Annotated in this window: 26 protein-coding genes and 1 pseudogene; 16 read left to right on the forward strand and 11 right to left on the reverse strand. The window is 67.8% G+C overall.

The features are described 5' to 3' along the window. Positions 1-80: 80 nt before the first annotated feature. The 3 genes from RVF83_RS10275 to RVF83_RS10285 all read right to left on the reverse strand — a co-directional run bounded on the left by RVF83_RS10275 (position 81) and on the right by RVF83_RS10285 (position 3,846). Positions 81-1,514 (reverse strand): plasmid pRiA4b ORF-3 family protein, encoded by a 1,434-nt coding sequence (locus tag RVF83_RS10275; protein ID WP_005194212.1) that lies wholly within the window; start codon positions 1,512-1,514, stop codon positions 81-83. A gap of 117 nt (positions 1,515-1,631) precedes the next feature. Then, the gene (locus tag RVF83_RS10280; protein WP_039879828.1) at positions 1,632-2,234 is read right to left on the reverse strand and encodes a YdcF family protein; all 603 of its coding nucleotides are present in this window, start codon (positions 2,232-2,234) and stop codon (positions 1,632-1,634) included. Positions 2,235-2,361: 127 nt separating this feature from the next. Further along, positions 2,362-3,846, reverse strand: coding sequence for an NAD-dependent succinate-semialdehyde dehydrogenase (locus RVF83_RS10285; protein WP_005194210.1), 1,485 nt, complete (start codon positions 3,844-3,846; stop codon positions 2,362-2,364). Positions 3,847-3,960: 114 nt separating this feature from the next. On the opposite strand from RVF83_RS10285, the gene RVF83_RS10290 reads away from it, so the two are divergent. From RVF83_RS10290 to ccsB, 8 genes and pseudogenes are all read left to right on the forward strand, one after another. After that, a complete protein-coding gene (locus RVF83_RS10290) occupies positions 3,961-4,878 on the forward strand; it encodes an SGNH/GDSL hydrolase family protein (protein WP_083877491.1) in 918 nt (305 codons plus the stop codon). 97 nt (positions 4,879-4,975) lie between these two features. Then, positions 4,976-6,325, forward strand: a complete 1,350-nt coding sequence (gene hemL, locus RVF83_RS10295) for a glutamate-1-semialdehyde 2,1-aminomutase (protein ID WP_005194208.1) — start codon at positions 4,976-4,978, stop codon at positions 6,323-6,325. Beyond that, a complete protein-coding gene (locus tag RVF83_RS10300) occupies positions 6,325-6,951 on the forward strand; it encodes a histidine phosphatase family protein (RefSeq protein ID WP_005194207.1) in 627 nt (208 codons plus the stop codon). Before hemL ends, RVF83_RS10300 begins: the two co-directional genes overlap by 1 nt. A gap of 19 nt (positions 6,952-6,970) precedes the next feature. Then, positions 6,971-7,564, forward strand: coding sequence for a TlpA family protein disulfide reductase (locus RVF83_RS10305; protein ID WP_005194206.1), 594 nt, complete (start codon positions 6,971-6,973; stop codon positions 7,562-7,564). Further along, positions 7,564-8,394, forward strand: coding sequence for a cytochrome c biogenesis CcdA family protein (locus tag RVF83_RS10310; RefSeq protein ID WP_005194205.1), 831 nt, complete (start codon positions 7,564-7,566; stop codon positions 8,392-8,394). Before RVF83_RS10305 ends, RVF83_RS10310 begins: the two co-directional genes overlap by 1 nt. A gap of 133 nt (positions 8,395-8,527) precedes the next feature. Further along, a pseudogene (locus RVF83_RS10315) lies at positions 8,528-9,782 on the forward strand (cytochrome c biogenesis protein ResB); the annotation flags it as partial. A 64-nt stretch (positions 9,783-9,846) separates the two neighbouring features. Continuing rightward, entirely contained in the window at positions 9,847-10,140 is a 294-nt protein-coding gene (locus RVF83_RS23715) for a cytochrome c biogenesis protein ResB (RefSeq protein WP_423133026.1), read from the forward strand. 21 nt (positions 10,141-10,161) lie between these two features. Beyond that, positions 10,162-11,184 carry a c-type cytochrome biogenesis protein CcsB gene (ccsB, locus tag RVF83_RS10320; RefSeq protein ID WP_005194203.1) on the forward strand — a complete coding sequence of 341 codons (1,023 nt, stop codon included), beginning with the start codon at positions 10,162-10,164 and terminating at the stop codon, positions 11,182-11,184. Between the two features lie 12 nt (positions 11,185-11,196). Here the strand turns inward: ccsB and RVF83_RS10325 are convergent, their stop codons facing one another. The 3 genes from RVF83_RS10325 to RVF83_RS10335 form a co-directional block, all read right to left on the reverse strand. Continuing rightward, complete coding sequence (locus RVF83_RS10325) at positions 11,197-11,688, reverse strand: helix-turn-helix domain-containing protein (protein WP_005194202.1); 492 nt, start codon at positions 11,686-11,688, stop codon at positions 11,197-11,199. A 138-nt stretch (positions 11,689-11,826) separates the two neighbouring features. Beyond that, positions 11,827-12,042: a hypothetical protein gene (locus tag RVF83_RS10330; protein ID WP_005194201.1), complete on the reverse strand. Its 216-nt coding sequence runs from the start codon at positions 12,040-12,042 to the stop codon at positions 11,827-11,829. Positions 12,043-12,115: 73 nt separating this feature from the next. Continuing rightward, positions 12,116-12,337, reverse strand: a complete 222-nt coding sequence (locus RVF83_RS10335) for a BldC family transcriptional regulator (RefSeq protein WP_005194200.1) — start codon at positions 12,335-12,337, stop codon at positions 12,116-12,118. 188 nt (positions 12,338-12,525) lie between these two features. On the opposite strand from RVF83_RS10335, the gene RVF83_RS10340 reads away from it, so the two are divergent. From RVF83_RS10340 to RVF83_RS10355, 4 genes are read left to right on the forward strand one after another with little or no spacing between them, the layout of a single operon-like run. Continuing rightward, on the forward strand, positions 12,526-12,852 hold the full coding sequence (locus RVF83_RS10340) for a DUF4229 domain-containing protein (RefSeq protein ID WP_005194199.1): 327 nt from the start codon (positions 12,526-12,528) through the stop codon (positions 12,850-12,852). A gap of 25 nt (positions 12,853-12,877) precedes the next feature. Beyond that, entirely contained in the window at positions 12,878-13,999 is a 1,122-nt protein-coding gene (locus RVF83_RS10345; RefSeq protein ID WP_005194198.1) for a PLP-dependent cysteine synthase family protein, read from the forward strand. A 40-nt stretch (positions 14,000-14,039) separates the two neighbouring features. After that, the gene (locus tag RVF83_RS10350; RefSeq protein ID WP_005194197.1) at positions 14,040-14,732 is read left to right on the forward strand and encodes an ABC transporter ATP-binding protein; all 693 of its coding nucleotides are present in this window, start codon (positions 14,040-14,042) and stop codon (positions 14,730-14,732) included. After that, positions 14,729-17,269, forward strand: a complete 2,541-nt coding sequence (locus tag RVF83_RS10355; RefSeq protein ID WP_005194196.1) for an ABC transporter permease — start codon at positions 14,729-14,731, stop codon at positions 17,267-17,269. Before RVF83_RS10350 ends, RVF83_RS10355 begins: the two co-directional genes overlap by 4 nt. A 45-nt stretch (positions 17,270-17,314) precedes the next feature. On the opposite strand, the gene RVF83_RS10360 is transcribed toward RVF83_RS10355, so the two are convergent. Next, a complete protein-coding gene (locus RVF83_RS10360) occupies positions 17,315-17,755 on the reverse strand; it encodes a LysE family transporter (protein ID WP_005194194.1) in 441 nt (146 codons plus the stop codon). Positions 17,756-17,983: 228 nt separating this feature from the next. On the opposite strand from RVF83_RS10360, the gene RVF83_RS10365 reads away from it, so the two are divergent. The 3 genes from RVF83_RS10365 (at position 17,984) to RVF83_RS10375 (ending at position 20,578) form a co-directional block, all read left to right on the forward strand. Continuing rightward, positions 17,984-18,265 (forward strand): helix-turn-helix domain-containing protein, encoded by a 282-nt coding sequence (locus RVF83_RS10365; RefSeq protein WP_005194191.1) that lies wholly within the window; start codon positions 17,984-17,986, stop codon positions 18,263-18,265. Further along, positions 18,258-19,121: a Clp protease N-terminal domain-containing protein gene (locus tag RVF83_RS10370; protein WP_005194189.1), complete on the forward strand. Its 864-nt coding sequence runs from the start codon at positions 18,258-18,260 to the stop codon at positions 19,119-19,121. Before RVF83_RS10365 ends, RVF83_RS10370 begins: the two co-directional genes overlap by 8 nt. A gap of 83 nt (positions 19,122-19,204) precedes the next feature. Next, complete coding sequence (locus RVF83_RS10375) at positions 19,205-20,578, forward strand: IS30 family transposase (RefSeq protein WP_005194705.1); 1,374 nt, start codon at positions 19,205-19,207, stop codon at positions 20,576-20,578. Between the two features lie 66 nt (positions 20,579-20,644). Here RVF83_RS10375 and RVF83_RS10380 read toward each other — a convergent pair whose 3' ends face one another. Further along, on the reverse strand, positions 20,645-21,529 hold the full coding sequence (locus RVF83_RS10380) for a 1,4-dihydroxy-2-naphthoate polyprenyltransferase (RefSeq protein WP_005194668.1): 885 nt from the start codon (positions 21,527-21,529) through the stop codon (positions 20,645-20,647). Between the two features lie 490 nt (positions 21,530-22,019). Here RVF83_RS10380 and RVF83_RS10385 point away from each other — a divergent pair, with 490 nt between their 5' ends. Further along, positions 22,020-22,280, forward strand: coding sequence for a DUF559 domain-containing protein (locus RVF83_RS10385; protein ID WP_005194669.1), 261 nt, complete (start codon positions 22,020-22,022; stop codon positions 22,278-22,280). 47 nt (positions 22,281-22,327) lie between these two features. Here RVF83_RS10385 and menE read toward each other — a convergent pair whose 3' ends face one another. The 3 genes from menE to RVF83_RS10400 form a co-directional block, all read right to left on the reverse strand. Further along, a complete protein-coding gene (gene menE, locus RVF83_RS10390) occupies positions 22,328-23,440 on the reverse strand; it encodes an o-succinylbenzoate--CoA ligase (RefSeq protein WP_051989236.1) in 1,113 nt (370 codons plus the stop codon). Positions 23,441-23,481: 41 nt separating this feature from the next. Continuing rightward, entirely contained in the window at positions 23,482-23,814 is a 333-nt protein-coding gene (locus RVF83_RS10395) for a DUF3349 domain-containing protein (RefSeq protein WP_005194671.1), read from the reverse strand. A 131-nt stretch (positions 23,815-23,945) separates the two neighbouring features. After that, on the reverse strand, positions 23,946-24,254 hold the full coding sequence (locus RVF83_RS10400; RefSeq protein ID WP_005194672.1) for a DUF3349 domain-containing protein: 309 nt from the start codon (positions 24,252-24,254) through the stop codon (positions 23,946-23,948). Positions 24,255-24,306 lie beyond the last annotated feature (52 nt).

Below are 24,306 nucleotides of genomic sequence, written 5' to 3' on the forward strand. Positions count from 1 at the left end.
AAAGGGGTCTGACAAAACCTGTCGGCACGATTTCGGCGGATCATCAGGCACGAGAACTACTTTCGGTAGTAGACGCTGGGTCAGCGATGGTGGATTGCGCGTCGCGCGACCTCGATGGCCGTCGGGCTCAGCGTCACCCCTCGGAGTCCCCGTTCCGGGGGCGAGACGGCTTCGAGGAACTCGTAGATTCCGTTGTCGAGGTCGTAGAGGTCGTACTTCTGGATCGGGCGCCCGTCCGTGCCCTGCCAGCGATACGCGGTGAGCAGCGCGCCGATCGTCTCGAGGGGCATCTCGTCGCCGGGTTCGGAGGCGGCGGCGAAGAAGAGCATCAGCAGGCTCGCGTCCTCGGTGAACCCATCCATCTTCTGGTTCAGCAGCCGGTCGGCGAGATGGTCGGCCAGTGCCTGCGGATCGTCGGCGAGTTTCGTTCCGACTCGGGTCGGCAGTAGGCGGCCTTTGTGCTTGCGTAACAGCCCCATCCGAAGCAGGGACTCACGGAAGTGCAGCACCGGTGTGCTCTGGACTTCTCGGTTCTTGGCGCCGATGAAGTACTTCATCGTCGGCAACACCTTCGACGCCGCGACCACGTCGGCTGGTTTCAGGTAGCCAGCGGAGGTGAGTGGGAAGCCTTCATCGCGCGCGCGGCGCAGGAACCACAGGTAGGGGAGCAGGTCGGCTTCGAGCTGGTCGCCCGTCGCAATCGTCGATGAGGCTGCCAACCGCGTTGCGCTCGCCGTCACGGCTCCGGACTCGTCGAGCGGTTGAACCAGGTACAGCAGGTGGCCGAGCCGTGCATCGATTCCGGTATCGACAAGCGAGAGAATGGGATCGCTGAGTGCGGCGTTCACCTCGTCGACGTCGAAATGTGCGGGGTCGTCGACGACCTCGGCGAGTGACTTCGCGTCGGTGATCCCGCCGCAGTCTTCCGGCGGCGCAGCACGCCGACCGTCGACGCACCGGGCCCACGGCGTGTCCTCCGATGCCTCGCGGACGCTTTCGACCTGCAATGTCAGTTCCCAGCTGTCGCCGTAGTCGTAGACGTAGCGCAGGGCGTCGCCTTGTTCGTGGAGCGTCTCGTCGAGGCGAACCTCGGCGACGGGTGTGCCCACCTCCTCGCCTTCCTGGGCGTCGAACGGGCACAGGAACAGTTCACTCCTGCGGTCGAATGGGCTGCCGCCCAGGGCAAACCGGTAGAGGTGGTAGTCCAGCCAACCGAACGCCGCTTGAACGACCCGGTGCAGGTCCTCTAGGGAGATATCCGAGCGGACGTCGAGGCGGCGCCAGATGGGAGGCCGCGCTTCGTCGAGGTCCACGCGGATGCGGAACACCACGGTCTCGGCGAGCGGTTCCTTGCGGTGACGAATCGACGGTGGCCGCTCGAACCTGTCCGCGGCAGTTCTGCTGAGCTGGTTCAGCAGCGTGGGGAGTTCGTTCGGTTGCAGGCCGGCAAGCATCGCCTCGAACTGGCGACGCAGTTCTTCGGCATCGGGCGATTCGTGGCCAGGGTCGTGCATGCTGCCCAGCGTAGGCCAGGCCCGTTTCCCGCGGTGTCTGTTCCCTCCCGCTTACCGGATCCGGCAAGCGGGAGGGAAACAGTCGGGCGGGAGGGGGACCGCCCCGCGGGGAAGTGTCTATGCGTACGCCGGCCGGAAGGTCAGCCGGGCACCCTGGACCTTGGCGGCGTCGCGGAAGTTCTTCATCGCGCGTTCCATGTGGAAGCCGTTGGTGACGATGAGAGCGCCGGTCCCGCCCATCCGTTTCAGCATCGCCACCGTGTTCTGGGCGTTCTGCACAGTCGAGGTCGACGCGACCTCGTTGACCATCTGCCACGGCGGGATTCCGCGTCGGATCAAGCCGATGTTCATGAACTGTGCCTCGGCGATGGGTAGCCAGTGGGTGTCGCCGCCCGAGGCGATGATCCGGTTGAACGGATGCTTCTTGGCGAGGTTCGCTGCGACGTTCAGTCGCTGGGTCATGATCTGCGGTGTCTGCCCGAACTGGCCGAACCTGGCGCCGAGGACGACGATGTAGCGGGTCGGCGGGCTCTCCCACAGGAACGTACTGTTCGGCGTGCCGAGCTCGGAGCTGCCGAAGTCGACACTCCCGAAATCCAAACTGGAGGCGGCTGATTCGATCTTCGCGGTGCTGTTGTCCCCGGTGGTGGTGACGGCAACACCGGCCGTCGTCACCGCCGCGGCGACGGCGATCGCGGGCACCATTCTTCTCAGACGCATGCTCTCGAAGTGTACGGATGAGCACGGTCGTGCAGGTTTCGACTCGATAACATCTGCATCACCAGTCACATACGTAACAGGTCAAATCAGTGTTGAACCAGCGTCGGATCATCAGGTCGCGCCGGGGTCAGGTGAGCGCGATGTACTTCACCGAGAGGTACTCGTCGATGCCCTCGCTGCCGCCCTCGCGGCCGATGCCAGACTGCTTGATGCCGCCGAATGGTGCTGCTGCATCGGAGATCACGCCGCGGTTCACCCCGACCATGCCCGAGTCCAGGCGGCTCGCGACGCGCATGCAGCGCTCCAGGTCGCGACTGTAGAAGTATGCCGCCAGGCCGTATTCGGTGGAGTTCGCGGCGGCAATCGCGTCGTCCTCGGCGTCGAAGGTGCTGATCACCGCGACCGGGCCGAAGATCTCCTCGCGCGTGACCGGGGCACACGGGTCGACGTTGTCGAGAACCGTTGCCGGGTAGAAGAATCCGCGACCGTCGGGTCGTTCCCCGCCGAGCCGGACCCGTGCTCCGTCGCTCACGGCCTGCTCGACCGCGGCCGCGACCTTGTCCCGCTGATCGGCGTTGACCAGCGGCCCGAGGGTCACGCCGTCCTGGTAGCCCGGCCCCATCACGACGTCGGACATCTTCTCCACCAGCTTGGTGGTGAACTCCTCGGCCACACCGGACTGGACGAGAAAGCGATTCGCCGCGGTGCACGCCTCGCCGCCATTGCGCATCTTGGCCGCGAAGGCGCCCTCGACCGCGGCGTCGACGTCGGCGTCGTCGAAGACCAGGAACGGTGCGTTGCCGCCGAGTTCCATCGAGGTGCGCTGCACACGTTCGGCGGCCTGTCCCAGCAGGTTGCGGCCGACCGGGGTCGAGCCGGTGAAGCTGATCTTGCGAATACGGTCGTCGGTGATCAGTGCAGTCGACACCTCGCCGCTCGAACTCGTCGGCAGCACCGACAGCACGCCGGGAGGCAGTCCCGCCTCGGCGAAGGCCTCGGCCAGCGCCAGCATCGTCAGCGGCGTCTCCCGTGGCGGTTTGACGATCATGACGTTGCCGGCTGCCAACGCAGGCGCGATCTTGCGCGTACCCATCGCGAGCGGGAAGTTCCATGGCGTGATCGCCAGGCATGGGCCGACCGGTTGATGGGCGACGAGAATCCGTCCGTTGCCCGCGGGGGCCTGGGTGAAGCGGCCGCCGACCCGGACCGCCTCCTCGGCGAACCAGCGCAGGAACTCGTTGCCGTACTTGGTCTCCGCGCGGCTGTCGGGGAGTGCGCGGCCGAGTTCGAGCGTCATCAGCAGCGCGATGTCGTCGGCGCGGTCGGTGAGCAACTCGAAGGTCCGACGCAGGGTCTCCCCGCGTTCGCGGGCGGGCGTCGCGGCCCACTCGTCGGATATTGCGACCGCGTGGTCGAGCGCGGAACGGGCATCGACGACCCCGGCGTCGGCGACCGATGTCAGCGACTGTTCGGTGGCCGGGTCGTACACCTCGAAGGTGGCGCCGTCGGCGGCCGGCGTCGATCGGCCGTTGATCCACAGGCCGGTCGGCACCCCGTCGAGAACCGCCTGCGGATCGATCACATCCCTGTCACTGACATCGCTGGAGCTCATGCGGTCTCACGTCCTCGTCTGTTCGGGTTGCAGCCTGGCCATTCACACGCCGTTTCAACGCTACCGGCCGGCTGGTGGTTGCCGACCGCCTTCGCGCGGACGCACGATGAGTATGTGGACGTTCAGAACCGATGCCGGTGGCCCAGCGCAGCGCTACGCGGTCTCGGACTGCTCGCGGTGGCCGCGACCCTCGCGACGGGATGCTCGACCGACGACGCCGCGGGCAGCACCGGGCCGCCGCCCACATCTGCGACGACCCAGACCACCGACAGCCGCACGAACTACGTCAATCTCGGTGACAGCTTCAGCGCGGGGACCGGCGTCCGACCGCTGGTGGAGGACTCGCCGATCCTGTGCCTGCGCTCGTCGAAGAACTTCGCGCACATCGTCGCCGCGGAGGAGAACCTCGCGTTGACCGACGTCAGCTGCGGCGGCGCGGAGACCGCCGACTTCCGGAACGCCCAGCACGAGGGCGTGCCACCGCAGCTCGACGCACTCACCGCGGACGTCGACCTCGTGACCGTGATGATCGGCGGCAACGACAAGGAGACCTACAGGCGGACCATCGAGCTGTGCAGTCGCGCGGCGGACACCGATCCGCTGGGCTCGCCGTGCACCGACCGGTACGGACGGTCCCTGATCGAGCCGGTTGCCACGGACATCTACCCGGCGATCCGCGAGGCGCTGCGCGGCGTGAAGGCCAAGGCGCCGGACGCGAAGGTGCTGCTCGTCGGGTATCCGTGGCTGATGCCGCCGACCGTCGGCTGCTACCCGGATATGAAGCTCGCCGTCGGCGACGTCCCCATGATCCGCGAGCTGCAGACCGCGCTCAACGACTATGGTCGACGCGCTGCGGAGGACGAAGGGGTCCGGTTCGTCGACATGCTGCCGGCCTCGGTCGGGCATGACGCCTGTGCCGGGCCGCAGCGGTGGATCGAACCGATGACCGCGCAGGGACCGGCCCGTATCCACCCGAACGAACGGGGCCAGGCAGCGATCGCGGAACAGGTCCGCAAGGCGCTCGCGAACTGACCGTCGACGGCCCCATCTGACACCCCCGCGTGACCCGGAGCACCCTCTCACCAGCGGCGATTTGGGTCACCCGGTGCCATTTGGAACACTGTAGGCCGTGACCCCTTCCGTTGATCGCCCCATCGTCGAACACACCGACACCTCCGCTGCGCTGTTCGCCCGCGCCGCCGAGGCCATCCCGGGTGGCGTCAACTCTCCGGTCCGTGCCTTCTCCGCGGTCGGTGGGACCCCGCGCTTCATCTCCAGCGCCCAGGGCTGCCGCCTGACCGACGCCGACGGCAACACCTACGTCGACCTCGTCAGCTCGTGGGGTCCGATGATCCTCGGCCACGCGCACCCGTCCGTCGTCGAGGCCGTTCAGCGCGCCGCGACCAGTGGTCTGTCGTTCGGTGCGCCCACGGAGCCCGAGATCGAACTGGCCGAGGAGATCATCGGCCGCGTCGACCCGGTTCAGCGTGTTCGCCTGGTGAACTCGGGTACCGAGGCCACCATGTCGGCGATCCGACTCGCCCGCGGCTTCACCGGCCGTTCCAAGATCATCAAGTTCGCCGGCTGCTACCACGGTCACGTCGACGCGCTGCTCGCCGCCGCGGGATCGGGTCTGGCGACGCTCGGCCTGCCGACGAGCCCCGGCGTCACCGGTGCATCGGCCCACGACACCCTGGTCCTGCCCTACAACGACCTGAAGGCCGTCGCGAAGGCGTTCGAGGAACACGGCGACGACATCGCCGCGGTCATCACCGAGGCCGCCGCCGGCAACATGGGCGCCATCGCTCCGGTCGACGGCTTCAACGCCGGACTCCGTGAGGTCACCCGGCGCCACGGCGCGCTGCTGATCATGGACGAGGTCATGACCGGTTTCCGTGTGAGCCCAAGTGGCTGGTACGGCCTCGAAGGAGTCGCGGGCGACCTCTACACCTTCGGCAAGGTCATGAGCGGCGGCCTGCCCGCCGCGGCCTTCGGCGGTCGCGCCGACATCATGGAGCGCCTCGCCCCGACCGGCCCGGTCTACCAGGCGGGCACCCTCTCGGGGAACCCCGTCGCGGTGGCGGCCGGCCTCGCGACGCTACGCAACGCCGACCACGAGGTCTACAACAAGCTCGACGCCAACGCCGACCGTCTCGCCGGCCTGCTCACCGAGTCGCTCACCGCGGCCGGTGTAGGCCATCGCGTACAGAAGGCGGGCAACCTGCTGAGTGTGTTCTTCACTACCGACCCGGAGATCCCGATCTTCGACTACGCGGGCGTGAATGCGACCCAGACCTGGCGATTCGCGCCGTTCTTCCACGCCCTGCTCGAACGCGGAGTGTACGCACCGCCGAGCGCCTTCGAGGCGTGGTTTGTGTCCGCCGCACTCGACGAGGATGCTTTCTCGCAGATCGCCGACGCGCTGCCCGCGGCAGCGCAGGCAGCCGCTACCGCAGCCACCCCGGGGGACAACGCCTGATGCACACGATCGTCCACATGATGCGCCACGGGGAGGTCGACAACCCGGAGGGCATCCTCTACGGTCGCCTCCCCGGTTTCCGGCTCTCCGGCACCGGCCGCTCGCAGGCGCAGACGGTCGCTGACGCCCTCGCCGACCACGACATCAAGGCCGTCTTCGCCTCGCCGCTGCAGCGTGCGCAGGAGACCGCGACCCCGATCGCGGCGGCTCATGGCCTGTCCATCCAGACCAACGACGACCTCATCGAGGCCGACAACGTCTTCGAGGGCCTCAAGGTCTCCGTCGGCGACGGCGCGCTGAGCAAGCCGCGGCACTGGCCCAAGCTGCGTGACCCGTTCACCCCGTCGTGGGGCGAGCCGTACATCCAGCTGGCGCACCGCATGCTGGCCGCGGCCAACAGGGCGCGCGACGCCGCCCGCGGCCACGAGGCCGTCTGCGTCAGCCACCAGCTGCCCGTCTACACGCTGCGTCGTTTCCTCGAAGGTCAGCGCCTGTGGCACGACCCGCGTCGGCGGCAGTGCTCGCTGGCCTCGCTGACCAGCCTCATCTACGACGACGACGCCCTCGTCGACATCATCTACTCCGAGCCGGCCGGCGCCTCCGACCCGCTGGCCACCGGTGCGTGAAACCAGAGGTAGAGAAGTAGTGCGCAAGTTCCTCATGCCGGCAGTGCTGTCGGCCCTGATCCTGCTGATCAGTGGCTGCAGCACCGGTGACGACGCGGTTGCGCAGGGGAACACCTTCCAGTTCGTCTCGCCCGGCGGGCAGACGGTCATCACCTACCAACCGGCCGATCGCAAGCCGATCGCCGGCCTCGAGGGCGAGGACCTCGTCAGCGGTCAGCCGCTGTCGCTGTCCGACCCACGGTTCGCCGACAAGGTCGTGGTCATCAACGTCTGGGGTTCGTGGTGCGGACCCTGCCGCGGTGAGGCCGACGACCTCGAGCGCGTCTACGAGGCCAACCGCGACGACGGCGTCGAGTTCCTGGGCATCAACCTGCGTGACGACCGGAACTCGGCGAAGGACTTCGTGATCGACCGCAACGTCGGGTTCCCGTCCATCTACGACTTCCCGGGCCTGTCCCTGGCGGCGCTGACCACCCCGACGTCGGTGGTCCCGACGACGATCGTCCTCGACCGGCAGCACCGCCCGGCCGCGGTCTTCCTGAAGGCCGTCTCCGACAAGGAACTCGACGAGGTCGTCAAGCGGGTCGCCGCGGAACCGACGGGCGCCGCCTGATGTCCGCACCCACCACGTCGGACCTGACGACGACGGTCCTCGCCTCGTCGATCGGCGACACCTTCGCCGAGACGGTGACCTCCGGACCACTCCTGCTCGCCCTCGCGGCATGTTTGCTGGCCGGTCTGGTCTCGTTCGCGTCGCCGTGCGTGGTGCCGCTCGTCCCCGGTTATCTCTCGTATCTCGCAGGACTGGTCGGCGCCGAGGCGCCCGCGGTGAAGGTGGGGGAGGGCGCCAAGAGCGGCCGCTCGCGGGTCGCCCTCGCCGCCGGTCTCTTCGTCCTCGGTTTCACCGTCGTCTTCGTCGCGGCCACCGCGACGGTCCTCGGCGTCACCAGCACCTTCGTGCTCAATCGTGAACTGCTGCAACGCATCGGCGGCGTGGTCACCATCGCGATGGGCCTGGTGTTCATCGGCCTGATCCCGGCCCTGCAGCGCGAGGTCCGCTTCGAGCCGGTACGCGTCTCCAACATCGTCGGCGCCCCGCTCCTCGGCGCGGTCTTCGCGCTCGGCTGGACGCCGTGCCTCGGGCCGACTCTGGCCTCGGTCATCGCGACCGTGAGCGGCACCGAGGGTGCGACCGCGGCCAAGGGCGTGACCCTCATCGTCGCGTACTGCTTGGGCCTCGGCCTGCCGTTCGTCGTGCTGGCGTTCTCCTCGGCGTGGGCCCTGCGCAGCCTCGGCTGGCTGCGCCGCAACGCCCGGACCATCCAGATCATCGGCGGCCTCCTCCTCATCGGCGTGGGCGTCGCACTGCTGACCGGCTGGTGGGACCAGTTCATCGTCTGGGTCCAGGTCCGCTTCGTCACCGACACCCAACTACCGATCTGAGCGTGTTGCAGCCATGACCGACGTCTCCGACCGTCCCCAGGTGGACACCCCCGAACCCGGCGCGCCCAAGCCGCACTGGGCCCGACGCCGGGTGCTCTGGCCGCTGCGCAACCTGTGGCGGTCCCTGACCTCGATGCGCACCGCGCTGCTGCTGCTCTTCCTGCTGGCGCTCGCCGCGATCCCCGGAGCGCTCCTCCCGCAGCGCGACCTCAACGAGACCAAGACGCTCGAGTACATCGCCGAACGCGGCACGCTCGGCACCTGGATGGACCGGCTGCAACTGTTCGACGTCTTCTCCAGCGCCTGGTTCACCGCCATCTACGTGCTGCTGTTCGTCTCCCTCGTCGGCTGCCTCACCCCGCGCATGATCGAGCACTTCCACAGCCTGCGCGCCAAACCCGTTGCCGCGCCGCGCAATCTGTCGCGCCTCCCGCGGCACGTCACGCACACCGTCGTCGGCACCCCGGACGAGATCGCCGACCGCATCAACGGCCGGCTCCGCGGCTGGCGGCGCGAGGTCGTCGTCCGCGAACCGTCCAAGGCCTACCCCGACGGCTGCGTCGAGGTGTCCGCGGAGAAGGGCTACCTGCGCGAGTTCGGCAACCTGGTCTTCCACTTCGCGCTGCTCGCGCTGCTGGTGTCGATCGCGGCGGGCAAGATGTTCGGCTACGAGGGCACTCGAATCCTCGTCGCCGACGGCGAGCAGGGCATGTGCAACACGTCGACCGCCGTCTACGACTCCTTCCGGGCCGGCAACCTCGTCGACGGCACCGACCTGTCGCCGTTCTGCTTCCGCGTCGACGACTTCTCGGCGACCTTCCTGCCCAGCGGTCAGCCCGACATGTACGACGCGACGATCCGCTACGCCGAGGGAACCAAGGTCGGCTCCCCGGACACGTGGAAGAGCACCTCGGTCCGGGTGAACGAACCGCTGCGCGTTGCCGGCGACCGCGTCTACGTGCTGGGCAACGGTTTCGCCCCGACGTTCACCGTCACCTTCCCGAACGGTGAGAAGCGCACCCCAGACCACCCCGTTCGTCCCCGACGAACTCCAGACCATGCTGTCGTCGGGTGCGGTGCGGTACGACACCCCGGCCGGGCTCTACCCCGACGCCGACGAACGACGGAAGAACCAGATCGCTCTCGAGGGCCTGTTCGCGCCGACCGCGCTCTATCACGGGACCCTGCTTACGTCGCTGTCCCCGGAGCCCGACGACCCGGCCGTCGCCATCCGCGTCTACAAGGGCGACACCGGTCTCGACACCGGCAAACCGCAGAACGTGTACTCGCTCGATCAGGACCTCGTCGAGCAGGGCCGGCTTCAGCGGCAGGCGCAGGTGAACCTGAGCATCGGCCAGAGCCACACCACCGCCGACGGCACCACGGTCACCTTCGACGGATACAAGCGGTGGGTGTCGGTGCAGGTCTCCCACGACCCGGCACAGATCTGGGGTGCTGGTCAGCTCGATCGTGATGCTCGGCGGACTTTTGATCTCGCTGCTGATCCGCCGCCGTCGAATCTGGGCGCGGCTCGTCCCGGCGCCGGTCAGCACCGGGCAGGACGGCAGTCGAAATCCGGCCGGCTCCGAACCGCTCGATGGAAAACGACGTACTGTAGTAGAGATTGCCGGTCTGGCCCGTACCGACCAGGCCGGCTGGGGTGAAGGGTTCGAAGATCAGGCGGCGGCACTCGTCGCCGACGATGCGAACGCATCCACTTCGCGGCGCACGACCCGGCGACTCTAGACGCCGGCGAAAGGAACTCTGATGAACAACGGCACCGTCCAGGTGGACGAGACGCTGGCGCGTTACTCCGACCTGCTGTTCGGCACCGCGATGGCCGTGTACGTGGTCGCCGCGTTCCTGTTCTTCGGTGCACTCGCGGCGGTTCGCGGCCGCAAGCTCGAGGAGCGGGAACTCGTCGCCGCCGGCGCCGGTGCCACGTCGGGCTCCGACGACGTCCGCGTGCCGGGACGCGTCGCAGGCCCGAAGAAGCGGACGTTCGGGGACAAGCTCGGCAACATGGGCCTGCCCGTCGTGATCGTCGGACTCGTCGCGCACCTCGCGTCGATCGTGCTGCGCGCCATGGCGACCGACCGGGTGCCGTGGGGCAACATGTACGAGTTCGTCTCGATGACCTGTGCCGCCGGCGTGATCGCCGCGCTGGTCATCCTGCGCAAGCCCGAGCACCGTCCGCTGCTCTCGTTCGTGCTGCTACCCGTCGTCCTGCTGATGTTCATCGCCGGCCGCTGGCTCTACACCCAGGCCGCTCCCGTCGTGCCGGCGCTCAAGTCGTACTGGCTGGCCGTCCACGTCTCGATCATCTCGGTGTCCTCGGGCATCCTCATGGTCTCCGGCGTCGCCAGCATCCTGTACCTGATGAAGATGCGCTGGGCGTCGAATCCCGACGACGACACGACCTCCACCGCTCGTCCGGGACCGGGCGGTGCACTGCGGCGCATCCTCGACCACATCCCGGCCGCCGAGAACCTGGATCGCCTCGCCTACAAGACCGTCGTCGTCGGCTTCCCGCTCTTCGGTCTCGGCGTGATCTGTGGTGCCATCTGGGCCGAGGCCGCCTGGGGCCGCTTCTGGGGCTGGGACCCCAAGGAGACGGTGTCGTTCATCGCGTGGGTGATCTACGCGGCCTACCTGCACGCCCGCGCAACCGCCGGGTGGCGGAACACCGCCGCGGCCTGGATCAATGTCGCCGGCTTCGTGGCGATGCTGTTCAACCTGTTCATCATCAACCTGGTCGTCTCGGGCCTGCACTCGTACGCGGGTCTCTGACAACGGGCTGACTCAGAAGCCGGCCTCCGGTCCGTCTTCCCGAGTGGGTGAGGGTCCCTGGGGCTGTTTCGCCTGCGCCTGTGCCTTGACCAGCTTCAGCAGGTCGATGAGGGCGTCGATGGTGTTCGGGCAGAGTGCGCCGAGGTCGATGCCGGACAGGTGGCTGCCGGTTACCTCGAGCATCTCGACATAGTTCTGCTGCTGTTTGACGCGCTCGAGATCCTCGTCGGGATTGGAGAGGAAGTAGGTGACGCTGACGTCGAAGGCGCGGGAGATGGCCTCGACGGTGCGAAACGAGGGAGTACGCGCCTTACCGGTGCGGAGCTGCGAGATGTACGCATCCGACAGCGAGTACCCCAAGCGGTTCGCCTTCTCGGCGATCTTCTTGCCGGTGTAGCGGATCCCGTTCTCGTCACGGCTGTGCTCGAAGAGGTAACCGATCTTGTCGGCGAAGCTCAGGTCGTCGTCGGTCGACGACCCTTGCGGAGATCGTCCCGGATTCAACGGCGCCTTCTCTCGGATCTTCCAGCGTGGAGTCGATGACGAGAAGGACATTACCCTACCCTCGGGTATGTTCCGGCACGACTTTCTGAAGTGCGTCTCAGGTTTTCGTATATGACCCGGACCGAGGGCGGCGGATCATCAGAGCTCGTCGGCCTCCCCGCCCTTGGGTCCACGGGTGCGGTTGTCCAGGTCCCGAAGAAAATCGGGGTCGTCATCGGGGCCCACGGGCCCGCGTGGGCGGCGTCGACGGCCGCCGGGCGAGGGGGCGTCGCCGCCGTCCGATTGCGGTCCGAATGCGCGCCACATCAGAAAACCGATGGCGAGCAGACCGAGAACGGCAAACAGATAAGTCATGGCAACCTCCCGTCAACCAGCGTACGTCAGTTCGTCTGGCGGCCGGTTGAGGTCGCTCGATGGGCCGACCCGCCTAGTGGGTACGACGGTTCAGAAGCGCGACCACGTCTTCTTCGCGGAAGCGTCGGTGGCCGCCCGGGGTGCGGATGGAGCCGAGGATGCCCGAGCTGGCCCAGCGTGCGACGGTTTTGGGATTCACGTTGAACATTGCCGCCACCTGGCCGGGGGTCAGGGTGTGCTGGCTGGCGAGTCCCGGGGTGATGTAGCTGGACGCGGTTGTTTCGATGCTGGTCACGTTTCCCCCTGAAACGATGGTGCCCTGTCGGTGCGCCGCGGTTTGGCGAATCGGCCCGGCACTTGATGGACGCGTTCTTCATAAATACACGCAAATCGCCCAGGTACTCGAACCGTCAGCGGCAGGTAAAGGGCGGGCAAAGACCCACGACCTGCGGGTCATTCGACGGCGGCAAGTACCCTGAGAGGGTGAGTGAAGCGCAAGACCCTGCCCCCGGTACACCTCCGCCCAGCGGCCGCCCCGCGACCCTGGCGCTCGCCCTGTTCGGCTACACCGTCGCGCGCATGCTGCTCGTCGTCGTCATCGCCGCCGCCATCCTGTTCGGCGGCAAGCTCGTGGGCGTCGACGTGCCGTTCCTCGTCGCCGCCGTCTTCGGCGTGCTGATCGCGCTCCCGCTGGGCATGTACCTGTTCAAGTCGCTGCGGCTGAAGGTCAACGGCGAGATCGCCGCCATCGAGGCCGATCGTCGGGCCCGCCACGACGACCTCCAGTCGCGCCTGCGCGGGGACAGGTGAGGTCGTTCCGGACGGGACGGCCCGCATGAGGCCGACGCGGGTCGTCGATCACCGGGACGACCGTGCGTGGGCGCAGAACGCGGTGCGGCTCATCGAGGCCGACGCCCGGCGCAGTGCCGACACGCATCTGCTGCGGGTGCCGTTGCCCGCGTGGTCGCGATGGTCCGGACCCGACGGCGACGCCGGCGTCGACCTATACCTCAAGGACGAGTCGACGCACCCGACCGGGTCGCTCAAGCATCGCCTGGCGCGGTCACTGTTCCTCTACGCGATCTGCAATGGCTGGGTCACCGAGGGCACGCCCGTCATCGAGGCGTCCTCGGGGTCGACGGCGGTGAGCGAGGCCTACTTCGCCGAGCTGATCGGCGTGCCGTTCATCGCCGTGATGACGTCGAGTACGTCGCCGGCGAAGACCGCACTGATCGAACGGCATGGCGGCCGTTGCCATTTCGTCGAACATCCGGGTGAGGTCTACACCGAGGCATTGCGCCTCGAGGCCGAGTTGGGCGGACACTTCATCGACCAGTTCACGATGGCCGAACGGGCCACCGACTGGCGCGGCAACAACAACATCGCCGAGTCGATCTTCGCGCAGATGGCCGACGAGGAGCATCCCATCCCGACGTGGATCGTGGTGGGCGCCGGGACCGGCGGCACGTCGGCGACATTGGGCCGCTACGTGCGGTACCGGCGGCACGACACCTGGCTGGCCGTCGTCGACCCGGAGAACTCGGTCTTCCTGCCGGCGTACGAGACCGCCGACGGAACGCTGACCGGTGAGGTCGGTTCGCGTATCGAGGGGATCGGCCGGCCGCGCGTCGAACCGTCGTTCATCTCCCAGGTGATCGACCGGATGATCGGCGTTCCCGACGAGGCCTCGATCGCCACCACGCACCGGGTGTCGGAGATGTTGGGGCGCCGCGTCGGCGGGTCGACCGGCACCAACATGTGGGGTGCGTTCTCCCTCGTCGCGGAGATGGTCGCCGAACGTCGGGCAGGCAGCATCGTGACGCTCCTGTGCGATCCGGGTGACCGCTACGCCAACACCTACTTCGACGAGAAGTGGATCGCTGCACAGTCTTTCGATCTGGCCCCGGCGAACGCGATCCTCGACGAGTTCCTCGCGACGGGGCGCTGGACGGCTTGAGCCCCGGGTGGCACCGACCCGGTGGGCTACCATCCGGGGGGTGCCGACCGAAACCGTGCGTCCACTCGTCGAGGCCGTCGACCTGGTGCGTGAGTACCAGATGGGTGAGGAGCGCGTCCGCGCCCTCGACGGACTGAATCTGAACATCGCCGGGGGACAGTTCGCGTCGATCGTCGGTCCGTCCGGTGCGGGCAAGTCGACGCTGTTGCACATCCTCGGCGCCCTCGACACCCCGACCTCCGGCCGGATCTCCATCGACGGAATCGATCTCGGTGCGCTCGACGACACCGCGGCGTCGGCCTTCCGACGTCATCGTGTCGGCTTCGTCTTCCAGTTCTTCAATCTGGTCCCGACCATGTCGGCGTGGGAGAACGTCGCGCTGCCTCGGCTGCTCGACAACCAGTCCCTGCGCAAGGCCAAGCCGCGCGCCGTCGAACTCCTCGAACAGGTCGGGCTCGGCGACCGCGTCGACCACCGGCCGTCGGAACTGTCCGGCGGACAGATGCAGCGCGTCGCGATCGCCCGTTCGCTCATCATGGACCCGACGATCCTGCTCGCCGACGAGCCCACCGGCAACCTCGACTCCAAGACCGGGGAATCGGTGCTGGAGTTGCTCGCCGACGTCGCACACGCCGCGCCGGATCGGCTGGTGGTGATGGTGACCCACGACCCCAAGGCGGCCGCGTTCGCCGACACCACGATCACGGTGCGCGACGGGAAGATCGCCGAGTGAGCAGGGCCGACGCGCTGTTCGCCGGCTTCACTCGCATCCGGCTGCTCAACATCCGGGAGATCCGTACCCACCGGTTGCGCTTGTTCACCTCGCTGGCGGTGGTGGTCGTCTCGTCGGCGCTGCTCATCGCGGTCCTGGGGACCTTCGGTTCGACGTCGGAGTCGGTGCGCGCGTTCAACAATGCGATCTCCGGTTCGGCCGATCTCGAGGTCGCGGCGATCGCCGACTCCGGCGTCGACCAGTCGCTGGCCGGCCAGATCCGCGGCGACGTCGGCGGTGCGAAGGCCGTCGTGCCGATGATCCGCGGGTCGGTTGTCGTCGACGGGTCGGCGATCCCGCTCATCGGCTCGGACCAGCGTGTCACCTCGTTGTCGGGCAGCTTGCGTTCCGCAGTGCAACAGGAGAATTCCGGATCGATCGACTTCGATCGTCTGCGCAACGGCGTCTTCGCCGGCCCGGGGCTCGGTCTCCGGGTCGGGCAGAAGCTGACGGTCAACGGCGTCGACGTCGAGGTGCTGGAGGTCGTCGACAACGAGCAGGCGGCCGGCCTCAACAACGGTCGGTTTCTGTTCGCCTACCTCGACCTCGCGCAACGACTCGTCGGGTTGGAAGGACGGCTCGATTCGATCCTCATCGTCACCGAACCGGGCGTCGACGTCGGGTCGGTGCGCAAGCAGGTCGAGGAGATCGTCGACGGCCGGGCGGTCGTCGTCGATCCGGACTTCCGCGCCAAACAGGCCGAGGTCGCGAGTTCGGTGACGCGCGATGCGACGCTGCTCGTCTCGCTGGTGTCCCTGGTCATCGCCGCGTTCCTGGTCTTCAACACCATGAACATGGCGGTGGCGTCGCGGCGCGGTTCGCTCGCGATGATCCGGGCGTTGGGCGCCAAACGATCCCACCTCGTCGGCGACATGCTGGGCGAGGCCGCACTGATGGGTCTGGTCGGTGGGGTGATCGGAATCCCGCTCGGAATCCTCGCCGGCCGAGCGGTGATCGCGAGTCTGCCCGACCCGCCGCCCGACACGGTGGGCACGGTCATCAACTATCACCTGCCGGGGTACGCGCCGGTGGTCGCGGTCCTCGCCTGTGTGATCGCCTGTGTCGCCGCCACATCGCTGGCCGCGCGGTCGGTGTTCTCGGTGTCTCCGGTCGAGGCGATGGCTCCCGTCGAGGTGTCCGACGCGTCGAAGCGCCGCGGGCCGGTCGTCGTGTTCGCCGGAATCCTGGGTGTCGCCGGGTTGATCGCGTCGTGGGTGATCGTCGCGACGGTGCCCGGCCGGCCGGCGATCCTCGCCGGTGTCGTCTATCTCGTGGGTGCGCTGCTGGTGTGTTTTGCGTTGTCGAATCCGTTGACGTGGCTCGTTGTTCGGGTCGCCCGCTGGTTCCGCGGACCGGGCCAGCTGGCGTCGGTCAACACCGAACGGGCGCCGCGTCGGGCGTGGGCGACGCTCATGACGGTGGCCGTCGCGATCGCCGTGGGTATGGGAACGTCGGGTGCACTGGACAATCTCGTCTCGTCGATGTCGAAATCGTTGGACGGACTCGGCGACCCGGACTTCTACGTGTCGTCGTCCTCGGCGGCGAGCCTGCCGCTGGGTCCGATCCTGCCGTCGTCGATCCGTGGCGCGGCCGCAAAGGTGCCCGGGGTGACCGAGGTCGTCGGTGGGCAGTGGGCTGCGGTCAACATCGGCGAGAGTAGAGCGAATGTGCAGGGCCTGGAACCGGGTTCGCGCGCACCGTTCATGCGGAAGGCGACGCCGGAGTCGGTCGAGCAGGTGCTCGCCGGGAACGGCATCCTGTTGTCGAATGTGCTTGCGCGCGTGCTCGATGTGGGTGTCGGAGACACGGTGACGCTGGCGACACCCACCGGCCCGCACGACGTCGTCGTCCGGGACACCGTCGACTACGTCTCCGTGGACTCCGGGGTCGCCGCGCTGTCGCAGCAGCAGCTGGGGGAGTGGTTCGGACGCGAGGGCGACACCTACCTGCAGGTGATCACCGCACCAGACGCCGATCCGGAGCTGGTCCAGACGTCGCTGGAAGCCCTCGTCGCCGATGTCCCAACGACCGGCAACAAGCCGATCAGCGTCTACACCGGTGCGGAAGCGTTGGCCGCCACGCAGGCGACGGTGCAGCAGGCCGGTTCGTTCACGGTGGCGATCCAGTGGATCGTCGCCGGCGCCGCGGCGATCGCGCTGCTGAACACCCTGCTGCTCTCAGTGATCGAGCGGCGGCGAGAGTTGGGTGTGCTCCGGGCAATGGGCGCCTCGCGGAAGTTCATCTCGCGCATGGTGCTTGCCGAGGCGGCCGCGGTCGCCGTCGTCGGCGCCCTGGTCGGGGTGGTCCTCGGTGCGATGATGCATCTGCTGAGCGACCGAATCCTCAGTGTGACGACGTCGTTGACGGTGATCTACTCACCACGACCGTCGGCTGCCCTGTTCGTCGGGATCGCGGTCGCCCTGTGCCTGATCGGGGCGTTCCTGCCGGCCGTACGCGCGGCGCGGATGAACATCAGCGAGTCGATCCTGAACGAGTGACTCCTCGATTCTGTATGACGTTGCGCCCGGCATCCGAGCACAACGTCATACAGAAACTTTCACGACGCGAACAGGATTCGGGTCGCGAGCAACATCGTGAGTCCGCCGCCGATGATCGCCGTCACGCCGAACACGCTGATGAAGGCGCCCCCGGGGTGCCGAAGAGGCGTGATGGACCGGCGGTCGGTGTCCGGCTTCGCTTGCCCAGCCAGACCGGAGCATCATGGCGCCGAGGGTCAGCAGTACGAGGCCGGCCAGCCATCGCAGGGGTGTCGCCACGCTTCCGACTGCGGCGGTGACCGCACTTCCGCCGATCACCGCCAGGCTCGCGTAGAGCGTGTCGACAGTGGCGGCTCCCAGGCCGCCGGCGGCTGCGACTCGCCATCCACGGTGCGCGCCGGTCATCACGATCAGCGTGCCGACGGCGCCGACGGGAACCGCCACCGCGAGACCGGCAACGATCCCGCCGAACAGTGCGGTGATCACGACAACCTCGGTACACCCTCTTCAGCCGGGTTCTGCTGCACGACGATTGCGAAGAGCGCGTCGGCGGATCGTGCGGCAGCGGAGGGAGATGTCATGGGCGGAGACCATAGCAGCGCGACGTTCCGGACGCCTTGCGAGTTCTCGCGGTTGGAGCCGAGGGTTCGCGAGCTGTGGCGCGGCCCGTCAATAATTCTTGACAGGACGGCGACGTCAACATAACCTGACACCATGCACGACGACCAGAAGACCGAAACGCCGGACGACGCCCAGGGTGCTGACCTCGCCGGAGATGCCGCGAGCAGTGACCCGGGGAAGGGCTTGGCAGCGGTTCGGGCGCTGCGCACGTTGGCCGACCGACTCGAAGAAGTGCAGGTCGCCAACGCTCGCGCGAATGGCTGGAGCTGGCAGTCGATCGCGGAAGTTTTGCAGATCAGCCGGCAGGCCGTGCATCAGAAGCACTCACAACGTGAGGTCCGCGAGGGCGGACCCGAAGGAGACAAAGATGTTTGAACGAATCACTCGTGATGACAAGATGCTGCTGGCCTTCTCCACGCAGGAGGCCGCCGACCTCGGACACCGGCAACTGGGCAACGATCATCTGATCCTGGGCATGCTCTGCAACGCCCGGAGCCCGCTGTTCTCGATCCTGGCCGACCAGGGGCTGACGCTGGCGTCGGCGCGGGAAGTGGTGCGCAAGTACCACGACGAGCACGCCGACCAGGCCGATGCGACCGACACCGACGACGAGTCGGCACGCCGACGATACGAAGAGGACAGGGAAGCGCTGCGCAGCATCGGGATCGACCTCGACAAGGTGCGCGAAGCCGTCCGCGGACGCTTCGGTGAAGACCTGTCCGACGGCTGGGGCGAACGCCCCGGACGTGGGCCGGGCCATCGAGGAGGTCCCGACGGGGGTCGTGGACGAGGTCGAGGACATGGACGCCGGCATGGACACGGTCATGGACCGCACCGTGCCCGCGGACCCCGCCCCGATTGCGGGCCAGAAGGTTTCGACCCGCGCTTCGGCCCCGAGGGTGCCGGCGGCTTCGGACCCGGACCGTTCGGTCCCGGTGGACCCTTCGGCCCCGGCGGCGAGGGACCCTGGGAACCGGGTCGTGGCCGTCGTGGTCCGCGCGGGCGGGGTAACCGCCCTCGGTTCGCGTCGGCCACCCGTGCGGTGTTCGCCCGGGCGGTCGAGATCGCCCGCGAACGCGGCGACCGCCAGCTCCGCGGCGAGTACCTGCTGCTCGGCATCATCGACGCCGCCGACGAGGCTTCGCGGACGCTGATCGAATCGGCCACCACCACAGAGGAACTCAAGGACGCCGTCTGGGCGAGCCTGCCCGAGGTCGACGCCGAGGTGTGAACCCGCAGACGACGACCCCACCCCTGAATCTTGGGTTCTAGTGATCCCCGCAACACCCTGGCTATCAGGGAGTTGCGGGGATCATGGTTTCTGCGGAGTTGAAGGAGCTGTTTTTCGAGGCGTTGGACCGTGAATACGGCAACGTGACAGCAGCGGCGCGCAGTGTGGGAGTCAACCGTGCCACGGCATATGGGTGGGTTCGTCGAGCCGGCTTACGTGGTCGCGGCAAACGGGGCACTTCCGGGCATCCGGGACGCGCTCGCTATGACGCGCTGCGCGCTGCCGGTGTCGGCCGCCGTGAGGCTGCCAAGCAAGTCGGAGTGCACATCCGCACCGCCCGGGACTGGGATAGCGGGATCCGCAAGATCGGCAACGCGCGCCTCCACCCCGATGGCCGTCGGATCGACTACAAGACCGGTGTGACCACTGTTGACACGCGACCGTCACTGGCCCGGATCGAAGCCCCACTGCATCCTCGGTTTCTCACCTTGTCCGAGCGGGAACAGATCGCCGACATGCGTCGCGCCGGCGACTCGCTGCGGGAGATCGGGCGCCAGCTGGGTCGGCCGGCATCGACGATCAAACGAGAAATCGACGCCTACTCCGTTTCTGGGGTGTATCGCCCTCATCGAGCCCAAAGAGACTGGGCAAGTTCGCGTTTACGACCAAAAGACTCCAAGCTGGCGGTCGGTGGACCGTTGCGGGATTACGTTTCGAACAAACTCGCCGAGCAATGGTCTCCCGAACAGATCAGTCACACTTTGATCATCGAATTCCCCGATGACGAGGCGATGCGAGTGAGTACCGAAACGATCTATCAGGCGATCTACGTCCAAGCCCGGGGCGGGTTGCGCCGCGAACTCGCCGACGCGTTACGCACCGGCCGCACCCACCGCAAACCTCACCGGTCCCCAGATCGACGCACCACCCGGTTCGTCGACGAGATGGTGATGATTTCCGATCGACCGGCCGAGGTCGAGGATCGGGCTGTGCCCGGTCACTGGGAGGGTGACCTCATCGTCGGCAGCCGGTCGGAATCAGCCATCGTGACGTTGGTCGAACGCTCGACTCGCTATGTGCTCCTCGGTCATCTACCCGGCGAGCACACGGCCGAAGCAGTCCGTGACGTACTGATCCCGCTGATCGGTTCTCTGCCCGAGCACCTGCGGGGATCGTTGACCTGGGACCAGGGCTGCGAGATGGCCGCCCACAAGCAGTTCAGCATCGCTACCAATGTGCCCGTCTACTTCTGCGACCCGCATTCACCCTGGCAGCGAGGCTCGAATGAGAACACCAATGGGCTACTGCGCCAATACTTTCCGAAGGGCACCGACCTGTCGGTGCACACTGCCGCAGACCTCGAACTCGTCGCCCAACGACTCAACAGTCGACCACGCAAAACGCTCGACTGGAGAACCCCAGCCGAGCGTCTGCGTGATTTACTTGTACCCGTCTAACCAACCGGTGTTGCGAGGACCCCTAGAATCCGCCAATCGATGTCGGGGGCGGGGTCGTCGTCGGATCTAAGAGGTCAGCGCCAGGGCGACCGCGGTGACGACCGCCCACGCGAGCATCGCCTTGCCGGTCGTCCCGATCGACGGGATCAGCGCCGGACCCTGCGCCCGGGTGCGGACCGGCGTGTACGCCTGCCACAGGAGCGGGAACGTCAACAGCCCGACAAGCGCCCACGGGGTCGCGAAGGCCAGCGCCACGCTCATCACGAGCGGGGTGATGAGCAGGACGGCGAAGAGGATTCGGGTGCGGGCGTCGCCGAGTCGAACGGCGAGGGTGATCTTGCCGCTCTCGGTGTCGGTGGGGATGTCGCGCAGATTGTTGACGACCAGCACGCTGCATGAGACCGCGCCCACGCCCACCGCACAGGCAAGGCCGACCAGGTCGACGCGGTCCGACACCACGAACTGGGTACCGAGCACCGCGACCAGTCCGAAGAACACGAACACCGCGACCTCGCCCCACCCCGCATAACCGTAGGGCCGCTTGCCGCCGGTGTAGAACCAGGCACCCGCGATGCAGACCGCACCCACCACGACCAGCCACCAGGCCGTCGCGATCGCCAGGACGAGACCGCACACCGCGCCGATGCCGAAGCAGATGAACGCCGCAGCCTTCACCGAACCCGGCGACGCGAGCCCCGAACCGACGAGGCGCAGCGGACCGACACGGTCGTCGTCGGTGCCGCGCACACCGTCGGAGTAGTCGTTCGCGAAGTTCACGCCGATGATGAACGCCATCGCCACGGCGAGCGCGAGCACGGCCTTCCACCACGAGATCCCGCCCCATCCCGAGGTGCCGTGCAACGCCGCGCCGACGCCGGCCACCACAGGCGCCACGGCGTTGGGGAGAGTCCGGGGGCGTGCGCCCTGAATCCACTGCGATGCGGTTGCCACGGATCGATCCTGCCACGACGCCGGATCGCCGCCGACCACCCCACCAGATGTCGCGCATCGTGGCGTCGCACGACACGATCCGCGACATCTGCGGCCCGCCGCAGTAACCCGCAACCGTACCGACCTGCGGATACGCGCTCGGCGATCCTCTCGGGACTGGCGGCAGCCTGGTGGCACGGCATCGTCGACGACCCGCCCGCGACGATCACCGTCACCGCGCCCCGCGGACGGCACGGTCCACCGGTCAAAGGGGTGCGCATCATCAACCGGTTCCTCGACGACGCGGATGTCCTCGTGCGCGGAGACCTGCGGGTCACCGGAATTGCGCTGTCGGCGCTGGAAGGGGAAGTGCAACTCGGTGCCGTGGTGATCGACGCGGCGCTGCAACAGCGTCGCATCAGCGTCGAACGTCTGGAGGAGGCCTACCGACGTCGGTATCGCTGTGTCGGAGCGGCCGAGATGGGCCCGATGGTCGAGTTGCTGGAGTCGGGTGCACGGTCGGCCGCGGAACGACGCGCATCCCAGTTGCGGCTACGAGATCGACGTCGCGTTCATCCCGCAGATGGTGGCCGTGGAACTCGACGGATTCGCCTTCCACCGGGACGCCCGCACGTTTCAGCGCGACCGAACCCGTCGAAATGCGCTGATCGCGGCTGGGTGGACCGTGCTGAACTTCACCTGGGGCGACCTGACGGAACGGGCCGGCTACGTCGAATCGGCGATCCGGCAGGCGATCCGCGCCGCGGCCTGATCGTAGATGTCGCGAAAGGTAGTGCGGGCCGCCACGATCCGCGACATCTACGAAGAGAAGCGTCGACGCAGTTCACGCCGGTCGGGCTTACCCGGACCCCGCAACGGCAGCTCGTCGACCTCGAGAACCTCCCGTGGCGCCGCGTACCGGCCGAGACGCTCGGCGACCGAACCGCGAATCCGGTTGGCGTCGGGCTGTTCTCCGCGTCGGGCGACGACCACCGCGACGACCTTCTCGCCGAGACGATCGTCGGGAAGTCCGACGACAACGCACTCGGCGACCGTCGGGTCCTCGACGATCACCGCCTCGACCACCTGAGGTACGACCGTGAGACCACCGGTGGAGATGGCCTCGTCGGCACGCCCGACGATCGACAGGACGCCGTCGTCGAGTCGTCCGAGGTCGTCGGTGCGGAACCTGCCCGTGTCGGCGAAGGCCGGATGATCCGGCAGGTTCCGGTATCCGCGCGCAATCATCGGACCGCCGAGGACGACGCGTCCCACACCGTCGGGCGCCGGCTCGTCGATGCGGATGGAGACCCCGTCGAGTGGGAGGCCGTCGTAGACGCAACCGCCCGCGGTCTCACTCATCCCGTAGGTGCGGACGATGGGGAGGCCCTCGTCGACGGCTCGGCGCAGGAGGGGAGCGGGGGTCGCCGCTCCGCCGACGAGCAGCCCGTCGGCGGAGCGCAGCGCGGCGGTCGCCCGTGGTGAGGCGAGGACCTTGATGAGCTGCGTCGGCACGAGTGACGTGTAGCGCCGGGGCCCGCCCAACCGGTCGAGCGCATCGGCGAACTCGTCGGCGTCGAAGCCGGCGGCCATGTCGAGGACGGTGGGGGTGTGTCCGGACGCGAAGGCGCGCAACAGGACCTGAAGGCCGGCGATGTGATGGGGGGTGAGGGCCAGGAGCCAGTTCCCGGGTCCGCCGAGGCGGTCTGCGGTGGCCTGCGCCGATGCGGCCAGGGTCGCCGGGGTGTGCTGCGCCCCTTTGGGGACCCCGGTCGACCCCGACGTGGAGACCACGAGTGAGACATCGTCGGCGATCGGCTCACCCACTGCCAGCGCTTCGATCAGAAGCGCTGTCTCCCGGGCGTCGTCGGGGGTCGGGACGATCGCGACCGAACCGTCGAGCACCGAAAGCAGCTCGACGCGTCGGTCCACGACCTCCGGCCGAGCGGGAAGGTGAAGCGCCCGGAGAGTTCTCAGGACTCGTCCCGGTTCGCGTCGTTCGGGTCGGGGCCGTCGAACGGCCAGCCCGACGATTCCAGGTGACGACGTACGCGGGCGATGTCGTCCTCGTGCGGCAGCTCGCGGGTGACCTTGGTGATGGCCACGGCCGCGTCGATCTTCGAGATCGGCTCGGGAGGCGGCGGCGACTGACGGATCAGCCGCGACGACACCTCCTGCACCTCGTCCTCGCTGAGCTGGCGGCGCAGGAGGGCGACGAGTGGGATGTAGTCGCCCTGCGGCACGCCGTCGGGATATCCGGTGCGCAGCCATTCGATGATGCGGTAAAGCAACTGTGGGCGGTCCACTCCTCACCCCCTTTCTTCGACGGGACGCAGGTGCGTCCGGCGCGGTGCGGTCACGCGGATGCGTAGCCACCCAGCGTGATTGTAGGTTTCGGTGCGACACCGCCGGTCCTCGGTGTCGGCGGAGCGCGGTGTCAGGCCCGGCTGGACACCAGGGGCCAACCGACCGCGGCGAGACGTCCGGCGACCTGGTCGACTTCTTCGGCCGTCGGGGGCTCGCTGGTGACCCGCTTGATGGCGTCGCGGATCTGCTGCTCGGTCACCGGTTCTCGGGGACCGTACTCCTTGACCAGTTGCATCGCGACGGCGGTGACCTGCTCGTCGGTCAGGACCCGCGTGAGAAGCGCCATCGGGGGCGGGAAGTCGGTGCGCGAGACACCTTGGGGATAGCCCTTGCGAATCCAGTTGATCACGGATTCGAAGAGCGGGGTTTCACTGCTCATGGTTGATCGCGTCTCCGGCTCATACCTATCTGGAACCGCTGTTTACCCAGGT

The organism is Gordonia rubripertincta (assembly GCF_038024875.1).
Taxonomy (GTDB): Bacteria; Actinomycetota; Actinomycetes; order Mycobacteriales; family Mycobacteriaceae; genus Gordonia; species Gordonia rubripertincta.